Origin of the sequence: Acinetobacter rongchengensis (genome assembly GCF_003611475.1) — a bacterium.
Lineage (GTDB): Bacteria > Pseudomonadota > Gammaproteobacteria > Pseudomonadales > Moraxellaceae > Acinetobacter > Acinetobacter rongchengensis.
Window position 1 is genome coordinate 1 of sequence record NZ_RAXT01000073.1, and the last position, 10,180, is coordinate 10,180.

The window sequence follows — 10,180 nt, forward strand, 5'->3', positions numbered from 1 at the left end:
CATTTTGCCAGTTTAAGACATTAATGTAAAAAGACACACGTATATACTTTAGAGCAAGCTCAGGTAGCATGGGATAACGCACGGTCCATAGATCAACCGATCGCCGTGCACCACGTTCGCAAACATATTGTATGAAAGGTGGACTATCAATATATCCCCTCGATCTCACAAATAGATGATCCTTATATCAAGTATGTGGCGCTTGAAAAGGATAATTTAGGTTTATTGTGCGATGGAAATGACGTCTTTTGGTTAGACTTTGCCACGGGCAAAACCAGTACAGATTTTTCTTCTGCTACAAAACTTCGGTATGACCAGGCCCTTTCGTTAAAAGATCGCTATATTCTTCTTCCTTTTAATATAGCCGATGCACATAAACGACTGCTTTTGTGTATGTCCAACTTAAATTGACCAACAAATTAGGTTCTTTATCCATAGCGAATAGATCTGAATAAATATTAAAGTTTTTACCCAAAAATGCATTGTGTAAGAAGTGAATAAGGTCTAGATCCACGTAGTTAACCGTAGACACAATCTTTAAGTATTCAGACAAAGCTTTAAACATCGGTGTTAGCTCTGCGATGGCACGGCTAAACCGCTGTTCTGATTTATGCTCTCTATATTTTTCAAAGCCATTTTTCAAAATCTTTTTGAGTTCTGCATCATCAAATGGAATATTTGAATAAAACTCACCAGTACTAAGATCTCCAAAATTAGACATAAAGTTATCAATCACGGGTAATTTACGTTCTAGAGATAAGCGCTGCGTTGATCTGATCAATTTAATGAATGAATAAAAAAACGGTAAGAAGCGTCTGTAGTAATCATAAATAACCTCTGCAAGCTTACGATCGCGAACATCAGCATTGATGGCTACACATTTAGGATATTGCGTAACAAAAATGGGTTTCTGCAGATAAATGGTAAGGTCCTTAAACACCTCAACACCATTTAGGCGATTAGATTTAAGAAATGACCAATCTACCAAGTCATAATCAACTGCACGAATCTCTCTTAGATTTAATTCATCAAACTTAAAGTTGAGTAGGCGTAGGTAATCTACAAAATTAGCCAAGTACCATGGCTGAGTTTTATTGATGTTGTATTCAGGATGACTATCAATGTCCAAGTGATTTAATAAATTGGTCCACGACTTGTCAATTCCAGCCAAATTAACTTGTTTGTCTATTCGATCAGGGGTAAGCATAGTAATCCCAATTGTATATACTAATTCGTAAGAAATTAGATACATTGTATCAATAATTCCTAGAATAAATATTCTTTTAAATTTTTTATCAATTCTAATTCGCCACACAACAAAAATGCTTATTTACTGAGCTAAAAACTTATATCCAATTAATTAAAACCCTATATAATTATCTTAATACTCTAATTCGAGTGAGTTGTTATGATTAGTGATCCAATCGAAATCGCAAAATTAAAACAAAGCATCTTAGATTTAAGAAACAATATTTTTCCTCCACAAAACCTTTTAACGGTTGATGGATTACCAATTTATTATGGTGAGAAAAAGTTTGTTGATGAATATCTTGCACAATGGATGGACTTTTATCAAAAAGCATTAGAACTTTCTAGTCCTTTTGGTGATCCTATTGATTTGTCCGAAATAAATGAAATTCATTTGCCTGTGCATTTTAATTTGCCCGTGTTTGCTCGTAATGTCACTCGCATGATTTTAAATAAAACACTGGCCAAGGAATCTATTACTTTTCGTTCAAGTGCAGATCTGTTTGAGAAGTGCGGATACTTCAATCGTGAATATACGGATTTAATTTATGAGTACTTTGATCGTGATGAAGATAACGTATTGGTCGGGCATCGACCGTATAACGATATTCGTGCGTACTTGTTTTATGCCGGCGATGAAGAGCGTCATCGCACGAGATTTTATAACTCTGGACTGGTGCTCGGTTATCCCGAAGGTTGGAACAGCATTGAGATCTTAGATAATCGTAACAACACCCGAAAACAGCGTAGTGATGCTTATACAAACCATTTAGCGAAAAATAACACATGGTTCATCTACAAGAAGCTGTAATTAGCCAAAGCGCCGTGCGAGATCGCAATAGAGCCTTGGATCTATTGAAGTGGATTGCGATTGTGACCATGGTTATTGACCACGCATCAATATTATTTCCTCAATATAATCTGTTGTTGAGGACGATTGGTCGTTGTGCTTTTCCTATTTTTTGTATCATGCTTGCATTCAATTTGAACCAAGCTATTTCTAAAAAGAAAACCCATACATTAAAAAACTATTTTAAAAATTTGGCGTTGTTTTGTGTGCTATCAGAAGTACCGTATCAACTATTCAACCAAGAGCCATTTACAACACTGAACGTCATGCCTACGTTGCTTTTAGGATTTTTGCTTGTTGTATTGGGGGAATCTAAACATAAATATGCAACGCTGCAGTTTGTCTCTCTGTTAGTCGTGACCATATTGCTATCTAATTTTATTATGTATAGCGTGTGGGGCGTTTTATTAATTGTATTCCTGTATTTATTCTTTAAAACAACCAACGTTCGTTCTAAGAAATACTTTTTAATGATCAGCGTCTTGCTCACTTCATTGGCCAACATTTTCAACTGGTTGATTGGTGGCTACTATACGGATATGACTACATATTCTTTGGCATTCTCATTTGCTGTCAGTAGCGCCATTGCAACGTATATTGGTGCACAATTCCTACTGAAAGGACAGCACATGAATATACCTTTTGAAGTACCGCCAGTGGGGAAGTGGGCGTACTGGTTCTATCCAGTACATCTCGTCATCATTTGGATTCTTTTTAAATTTGCATAATAAATTTAGGCTCAAAAAAAGCACCAAAGTATTTATGACTAAGGTGCTTTTTTATTGCTTAATCAGCGTTATTCGCTAGATCCAGCATCTAAACCGAATGAGCTAATTTCTTGCTGTCTTTCTTGCTCAGCTGCTTGTTCTGGTGATGCTTGTGGAGTAGGTGCACCAGATTGGTTATTTTGTTGATCATATTGATTCAGCAATTGCTTTAATGCTTCAGGATCTTGAGCAATTTGATTCGCAATTTCTAATGTTGGGTCCTGTTGTTTTTTACCAGCAACATAACCAAAAATAGCCAAACCAATGAAAGCAGCGAAGAAAGTGGCAAGTACGATCAGTACAAACTTACCAATAATGCTACCTTTGAAGCGTTCAAACCAAGTTTCATCTTCATAGTGGTAAGGTTGGTTAATGTTTTGGCAACCATCACTAAATGCATCCATCCACGCATTACGAACCAATTGTTTAATTTGTTCTGTTTGCGGTAAATGACCTTTTTTAACCACGTTTACTTTGATTTTTGGCTCTGCTAATACAAAACGTTTTTCTTCACCATTACCTAGTGTATTAACGAGCTCTACGGTACCAGAACAAGTGAAATAACGACCAACATCATTGTTTTCTAAAGTATCAAAACCACTGATTTGTATTGTTAACTCTTTAAGATCGGCATTCGAGATTTTTATATTTTTAGGTTGACGATTCAAATCTTCAGAATCCGTATCAACTGAGATTGTTAAAAGGTCATTGTTACTAAAAATTGAAACAAGAGGGTCGTGAGATAGAATGTCTTTTTGCTTCTTAATTAAACTCACAATGTATCACCAGTTAAAATAGAAATTAAAAGTATTATATTTTAAAAAAGGGTTTTAGTGATAGTTTATTTTATGTTTAACGCAAAAAAGCCACTTTTAAGAAAGTGACTTTTAGGTTTAAGGGAGATAGTTATTATTTATAAAATATTCCTTTTTAATTCTCTTAATCTCCATGCCTTTGTCTAAAAGCAATTTAAACTCATTAAAATCATCACGCATAAGCTTATGAACCTTTAATGATTTTTGACTCTTAGCTTTGATAGCACTGTTGTATTGTACTGCAGCAACCAGATCGTAATGCTTATTTAGATCCAAACCATAAAGTGATGTTAATTTTTCAGAAATATAATCAAATATAACGGTCAAACAGATGACCTTATTGTTAGTGTTAGTCAGTATCTCTTCTGGAAATTCATTATTTCCCGAAGCTGCACTGGCTAAACGTGCCCATTCTGTCATGGGTAGGGAACCATCTTCACCAATCACGTTGATTAAGTTGTTTAAAAAGATAAAGCGGTGATTAAAAAACTTCACTTTGCTTTTTTGCAAAATTCTAAATGTATAAACGTTTGCCCAATACACAACATAGTTTTTAATCTTTAGACCATTGATTGAGTCTTGCGTTAATAAATCTTCATTGGTGATGCCATGATATTGAGTTGCTTCTTCAGTGACTTGTTTTTTTGGCTTCCAGTAGCTCTCTTCAGCATTATAAAGATACTGAACCTGTTCTATTGATGATGTGCGGCACTTTTTAATACGCGTCAAAATAGACGACTTAATAATGTCAGGCACATCAACTGGATTCTTGACTTTGGCGGTAAATTCCAGTGTGAGAAAACATAATGGTGCTGGCATAGCTTGGCCTTTCTAATATCCCTTAATTTATAACTTAAAACGTTCTATTTTCTGAATTGATATTCGCGAAATAAGGAACTAATTGCTTTTCTCGGTCATGAATGTATGCAGTTGATGACATATCCAATACCGCACCTGGTACATAAGTTAGGTTTAGATTGATATTTTCACCGTTACCATCGATCAAGACGCCATTAAACCGCGCTTTGTCTGGATCTCCTTTTACAAATAGCTGTTGGCCAACATAACCGGACAAGCTATTGATATAGAGGTTTTTCATTTTTTCCGAAGATTGCAAAGCATTTATATAGAGAAGATCCATAATTTTTTCTTCTCCATTTTGATTTCTAATTTTTACTGTTTTTGGACCAACAACATCCACAATTGTAGCAATCCATAAGTCATGATGTTCAACATCCCAACCATTGTAGCGACTTTCAATCCAATCGGGGCTTAAGAGTCTTGGCTTAAAGGGGTAGGAGTAGATTTTGAATATTAAGATCGAAACCACAATTATGATTGGCAAGCCAAAACATATTTTTATTTTATGTTTCTTAAAAGCACTGTTAAACATAACCGTATATACCAAAAAATTTAAAATCATTTTAACTTAAAATAATAAGTTTGTATTGGTTAAAACCATTGATATATCAATTATTCATCACTGTTATAGGTATAGCCATCATCACTACTGCGATCTTTACCTACTAATAATGCTTCAATACGCTTAGCTTCAGCTATTGTTCTGAGTGCATTTTCTTTTTTTTCTTGTCGTTCTGTATTTTCACGAATCGCTTCAAGAACCTCAGGAGATAAGGCGTTTTCAGGTTGTTGTTCTTGGGCTTCAGGCTCGGAAGCACTTGCTTCTTCAGCCTTTATAGGTTGGTCTTTTTTCTTAGGATCTACCAAGTCATAAAACACAAGTTCTTTTGATTCACTCGTTGCCGATTCGTCTAAAAACTTCTGTTCTTGACCTTTTAATGGATCTTGTTCATTTGGAGTATTAGAGTTATTACAGGCACTTAAAAGGGTGGAAATTAAAATAACCGTTGCGAAAATAAAAAGGGTTTTAGACACGTTGAAAATCCTTTAATATAATAACGTATTCTACATAATAAAAGTCCGTAGGTAAAAGTATGTCTTCAGATAAAAATAGTTCTGATAGTGCTCCACAAAAGGTAAATATTACCAATGAGGTTTTAGATGAAGCTGCCATTAAACAGGCAATTGAAGCTAGTCAACCCCGTAAATCAGGTATTTTAAAGCGAATCTTTTTTGATTTCGGGCGTAAAAGCCACTGGAGTTCAGCTAGAAAAGGGTTTTTACCGCATTTATCTAATATTAGATCAATGCTGTCTCCAACATGCCCCGAATGCGGTAAATCGATTTTAATGCATGACAACAGGATTCCACGTTCTTATAAAGGCAACGTGAATTGGGTATGTGCACACCCTTTATGTGAATATGAAATTGTCGCACCTAACAATTTTAAACAACTGAAAAGACTCATTGCTAATACTCACTACCCAAGAGGGCAAGAACGTTTAGCTTCAATGAGTAATGATGAAATAGACAAGCTTGTTAAAAACCATCAATTTTCGTCTTATTTGTATTTAGCATTATCTATGTTTACAGGCTTGTACGTAGTTTATATGTTCTTTAAAGCGCTATATCCAATGCTTGTTGTACCAGGTGTATTATTGGTGTTTTATCTATACATGGTTAGCATCAATTCAGCTTATCGTGCGTGGCAAGTCCGTACTGGTCTTTTATTTTTACCGAATGCGCCATTCTTGGCATGGTTCCGCTATGCGCCAAAAAAATATAGCTTATCGTGGTATGACGGCAAAAACCCATTGCCAGTTGAAACACTGAATAAGTTAGCTGACCGTAAACAGCACCTAATCGACAATTTCAACAACAACGATAAAGGTGCTGATTAATATGCTGTTAAAACCAACGCTATTTGCGACTCTATTAGGATCAAGCGTTGCTTATGCTCAATTGCCTCAAAGTTCTGAGGCTCTAGGTGCATATGCAAACCATGTCAATTCTAATGGATCAAGTACACCATATCGACCATTTCAGGTCATGACCAACACTCAGCAAGAAACGGCGCCAGCAAAGCCAAGAGGATTTACGAGTCGTTACTTGGGCGTGAAGTACACACCGCAAAAAACTGAAGAAACTCCGACTAGCACTGAGCGCACGGCAGTTGCACAAAATGGACCACAACCTAGTGGCCAGCAAGCACCAGCACCACAACAACAACCCGTTCGCCAGAATATCCGTCCTGTTTCTTATACCTATCCAACTACGCAATACAATCAATACAACCAAGCGAGTGCATCTTACGATCAAACCGTACCGGGTAGAGTCGCTACTTTGAGTTGTGTTATTCATGCTGCGCGGTCAGAAGGTGTTCCGCTGTATGTTTTATTGGGTATACATAGCAAAGAGCGTGGTACCAATGGACAAACAGCGCAAAACAAAAACCGTTCATTGGATATGGGGCAATTCCAAATCAATTCCATGCACTTTAAACGTGGCGGTATGTTTGAAAATTATAACAGCCATTATGTGCGTACTGATGGATGTCTGAATGCGCGACTTGCAGCCAAGATCTTGCGAAATCGATTAACCACAAAACCGTCAACCGATTTTTGGGTTAGAGCAGCTGCTTACCACTCATGGACGCCATCTTTTAATGCGATATATCGCAATGGCACGACAAAACAACCTGGTTTAGTTGCGTATGCACTTCAATGGAAAAAATGGCTTGAGAGAAAGGGGATAAATCCTAACTAATCAGCTGAATATATTTTTTAAGAAAAAAATTGCAGTTACGTAATGCGATATAATTCACCTATTCTTTACCCACTAAGGATTCAAAATGAACCTTAATACAACTTTAAAAAGTTTAGCTTTAACCTTATCCATGTCTATTGTTGCTACTGCAGCTCAAGCCGATTTTGTTGGCAAAGTTGTACGTATTTCTGACGGCGACACTATCACCGTTTTAAACAACAACAATGAGCAGATCCGTGTTCGCTTCAACCAGATTGATGCACCAGAAAAAAGTCAAGCTTTTGGTCAGAAATCGCGTCAGAACATCAGTTTCTTGCATGAAACGATTGTGTATGTGCAAGAAAATAGTAAGGACCGCTACGGTCGTACTCTTGGTACCATTTTTCAGATGCGTACAAACCAAGTGCCCAACTTAAACATCGTGAATAGTGTTAACTATAAGCAAGTTAAAGATGGCTATGCATGGGCTTATCGTGAATATCTCAAAGATAAAATTATTTTGAGTGCTGAAAGCAACGCACGTTCTCAACGCCTTGGTTTATGGGCTGATCCAAACCCTGTTTATCCAAGCCAGTACCGTCACAATAAGTAATATTGATGAACGGTGAATTAAATACCGCTAAAGCCGTAGCGGTATTAAATAAATATCTACTGCAACAACAATGTGGTAATCGTATGGAACTGCAGTTTTTCAGTGAAGAACTGCAAGCTCAGATTGAAGCTCTCAGCTTGGCTTCTGTACGAAATGAGTTGGTTACTCAGTTGGCAAATTTGGGAAAATGTCTTTGTGATGAAAAGTTGGTGAATTGTTCAGCCAACGCAAATTACTCAGAAGTGGCAATAGATTTCCTTGAAATGCACTTAGAGTCGCTGGAAGGGCGACAGTTCAAAGAAGGTTTTATATGACATCTATTGTCATATCCACGGAATCCAATTAATCACCAGATCAGAACGAACCACTAAGCAATTAGTGGTTTTTTTCCTAAGGGAACTAGATCAATTGTAGATTTTTAAAAGGTAATGTTATGCCGAACAAAGATGATGAACATGCAACTAAATAAAGCTTTCTACCTTTACCTTACTTTTGTAGCGATTCTTTGGGCTATTATCTGGTGGTGTTTACTGATTAATATGCACCAGTACTTTAGTGCGGTTTTTTATGTTTTAACGGGGTACTATTTTATTAATAAAATTTTGATGAAAATTAGTCCTTATTCATCAAAAATACTTTTTACAGTTTTATGGCCAATTGCTTATCCAGTTTTATTCTTAATACTCTTGTTCAAGAGGTGGGATAAAATCTAAATTTGAAATGACACACCTATAACAACACCCTAGAAGGTGAAGTAATCCGAAAGTTAATTGGTTCAGTGGATCAAGTTTTAGCTAAGTAGTTTAACCTTGGCAACAAAAAAGTCCCATTTGCAACATTGGGGCTTTTTCATATCTATTTTTTATAGGTTATGAATCAACTAGCTAAAAAAAGAACAGCCTTATGTTGCTTTCATGCTTATTAGTAATACACTTATTTGTGAAAATTTTGGCATTACACAACAAATAGTTTCACATTTTTGGCAAAGCATAGAGTAGGGAAAGACATGGCGGAAAATTCACTCAAAAAAGGTCAGTACACACGCTTTAGTAATAAAATTGGACTCTACAGTGCGAATCAAGAAAACGTAGGTTTTATTAAAAATAACAGTAATGTAGTGATTAATTTCCCATTTAAAGATGCTGTGCTGGTTGGGGGCATGTCTCGCGAAGATGTTAAAACAACAGAAAAGTTTTTACATCAAGAAGTCGATTCAAAAGATATTGATACATTATTTGAGCCAAAAGTACTTACCAATCCTGAATATTACAGCGCAACCAATGAGACAGAATTTGAATTTTTTGACGAAAATGGTGAGCTAAAAGAGAACTTGCTAATTAAGGGGAATAACCTATTGGCACTGTACTCTTTAAGAGAGAAATTAGCTAATAAAGTCAAACTTTTATACCTGGACCCACCATACTTAAATGCACCAAAGACTTTTATGTAAATAATTTTATATAAATAATTGATATTAAAATATAATAATTTAACATGTAAGTAAATATAATAATTGAATTTAACAGGTAATGATGTACCATCAAATAATGTAATGTTTTGAGTCTACATAATGAAACTCATTAGAACAAAATTTGAGTCAGGCGAACGTTATTCACTTTTGATAGATGACAATGGAGTTCCGAATTGGTATCCGACTCTTTTTGCTACAAGTAAGCTCAGAAATTCTGCGAAGGCCTCAAATACAATAGAAGCCTATCTCAATGCCGTTAAGTTGTTATTAGAATGGTGTCATACTAATAACATTTTATTGGAAGAAACTTTCTTAAAGAAACAGTTTTTGACTACAGAACAGATAGAAGGCCTTTGTATTTATCTTAGAGATAAAAAAGATAAGAAAACTGATGAAAAATTAAGAAAACCTATAATTCAAAGAAAAGAGTTTAATAGAGCAAAAATACGAACCAATGAATCTGTATCAAATGCTACGACCTATATAAGAATATCGTATATTGCTAATTATCTAGATTGGTTTGCAAAGCAAATTATCAGTGAGAGAAATCAAATAATAGATCGTGAAATTTCACACAACATATCATGTATGGTTAAAAGTTTAAAAGCTAGGAGACCATCAAGACCTGTTTCATCGAGGAGTACAAAAAAAGGGTTAGCAGAAAATCAAAGAAGTATTTTGTTAGATCTTTTGAATTCCAATAGCTCAAAAGAGTTTGGATTTTAAAACGCCAAATCAAATAGCAGAGAACTTTTATCGGTTAGCTGCCTAGCATATCCCAAGTGAAAGTCTCCTGCTAATTCAGCACAT

Annotated in this window: 13 protein-coding genes; 8 read left to right on the top strand and 5 right to left on the bottom strand. The window is 35.6% G+C overall.

The features are described from left to right. Nucleotides 1–355: 355 nt before the first annotated feature. Complete coding sequence (locus D7V20_RS17435; RefSeq protein WP_228199086.1) at nucleotides 356–1,207, bottom strand: hypothetical protein; 852 nt, start codon at nucleotides 1,205–1,207, stop codon at nucleotides 356–358. Between the two features lie 201 nt (nucleotides 1,208–1,408). On the opposite strand from D7V20_RS17435, the gene D7V20_RS17440 reads away from it, so the two are divergent. Both D7V20_RS17440 and D7V20_RS17445 read left to right on the top strand, forming a co-directional pair. Beyond that, nucleotides 1,409–2,059 (top strand): hypothetical protein, encoded by a 651-nt coding sequence (locus tag D7V20_RS17440; protein ID WP_057694164.1) that lies wholly within the window; start codon nucleotides 1,409–1,411, stop codon nucleotides 2,057–2,059. Continuing rightward, nucleotides 2,035–2,826, top strand: coding sequence for a TraX family protein (locus D7V20_RS17445; RefSeq protein ID WP_005006121.1), 792 nt, complete (start codon nucleotides 2,035–2,037; stop codon nucleotides 2,824–2,826). The genes D7V20_RS17440 and D7V20_RS17445 overlap by 25 nt, the downstream gene beginning before the upstream one ends. 68 nt (nucleotides 2,827–2,894) lie before the next feature. On the opposite strand, the gene D7V20_RS17450 is transcribed toward D7V20_RS17445, so the two are convergent. From D7V20_RS17450 to D7V20_RS17465, 4 genes are all read right to left on the bottom strand, one after another. Beyond that, complete coding sequence (locus D7V20_RS17450) at nucleotides 2,895–3,641, bottom strand: hypothetical protein (RefSeq protein WP_117008145.1); 747 nt, start codon at nucleotides 3,639–3,641, stop codon at nucleotides 2,895–2,897. A gap of 117 nt (nucleotides 3,642–3,758) precedes the next feature. Beyond that, nucleotides 3,759–4,499, bottom strand: a complete 741-nt coding sequence (locus D7V20_RS17455; RefSeq protein WP_005006125.1) for a hypothetical protein — start codon at nucleotides 4,497–4,499, stop codon at nucleotides 3,759–3,761. A gap of 34 nt (nucleotides 4,500–4,533) precedes the next feature. Further along, nucleotides 4,534–5,073 carry a hypothetical protein gene (locus D7V20_RS17460; RefSeq protein WP_228262019.1) on the bottom strand — a complete coding sequence of 180 codons (540 nt, stop codon included), beginning with the start codon at nucleotides 5,071–5,073 and terminating at the stop codon, nucleotides 4,534–4,536. Between the two features lie 80 nt (nucleotides 5,074–5,153). Further along, entirely contained in the window at nucleotides 5,154–5,576 is a 423-nt protein-coding gene (locus D7V20_RS17465; RefSeq protein ID WP_005006133.1) for a hypothetical protein, read from the bottom strand. A gap of 59 nt (nucleotides 5,577–5,635) precedes the next feature. Here D7V20_RS17465 and D7V20_RS17470 point away from each other — a divergent pair, with 59 nt between their 5' ends. From D7V20_RS17470 to D7V20_RS17500, 6 genes are all read left to right on the top strand, one after another. Then, a complete protein-coding gene (locus tag D7V20_RS17470; protein ID WP_099143605.1) occupies nucleotides 5,636–6,442 on the top strand; it encodes a hypothetical protein in 807 nt (268 codons plus the stop codon). Between the two features lies 1 nt (nucleotide 6,443). Then, nucleotides 6,444–7,307 (top strand): lytic transglycosylase domain-containing protein, encoded by an 864-nt coding sequence (locus tag D7V20_RS17475; protein ID WP_063454483.1) that lies wholly within the window; start codon nucleotides 6,444–6,446, stop codon nucleotides 7,305–7,307. 85 nt (nucleotides 7,308–7,392) lie between these two features. Then, on the top strand, nucleotides 7,393–7,899 hold the full coding sequence (locus D7V20_RS17480; RefSeq protein WP_099143606.1) for a thermonuclease family protein: 507 nt from the start codon (nucleotides 7,393–7,395) through the stop codon (nucleotides 7,897–7,899). 5 nt (nucleotides 7,900–7,904) lie between these two features. Further along, entirely contained in the window at nucleotides 7,905–8,213 is a 309-nt protein-coding gene (locus tag D7V20_RS17485) for a hypothetical protein (RefSeq protein ID WP_005006143.1), read from the top strand. 692 nt (nucleotides 8,214–8,905) lie between these two features. Continuing rightward, the gene (locus D7V20_RS20220; protein WP_228141108.1) at nucleotides 8,906–9,349 is read left to right on the top strand and encodes a hypothetical protein; all 444 of its coding nucleotides are present in this window, start codon (nucleotides 8,906–8,908) and stop codon (nucleotides 9,347–9,349) included. Between the two features lie 120 nt (nucleotides 9,350–9,469). After that, a complete protein-coding gene (locus D7V20_RS17500) occupies nucleotides 9,470–10,096 on the top strand; it encodes a hypothetical protein (protein ID WP_058952585.1) in 627 nt (208 codons plus the stop codon). Nucleotides 10,097–10,180 lie beyond the last annotated feature (84 nt).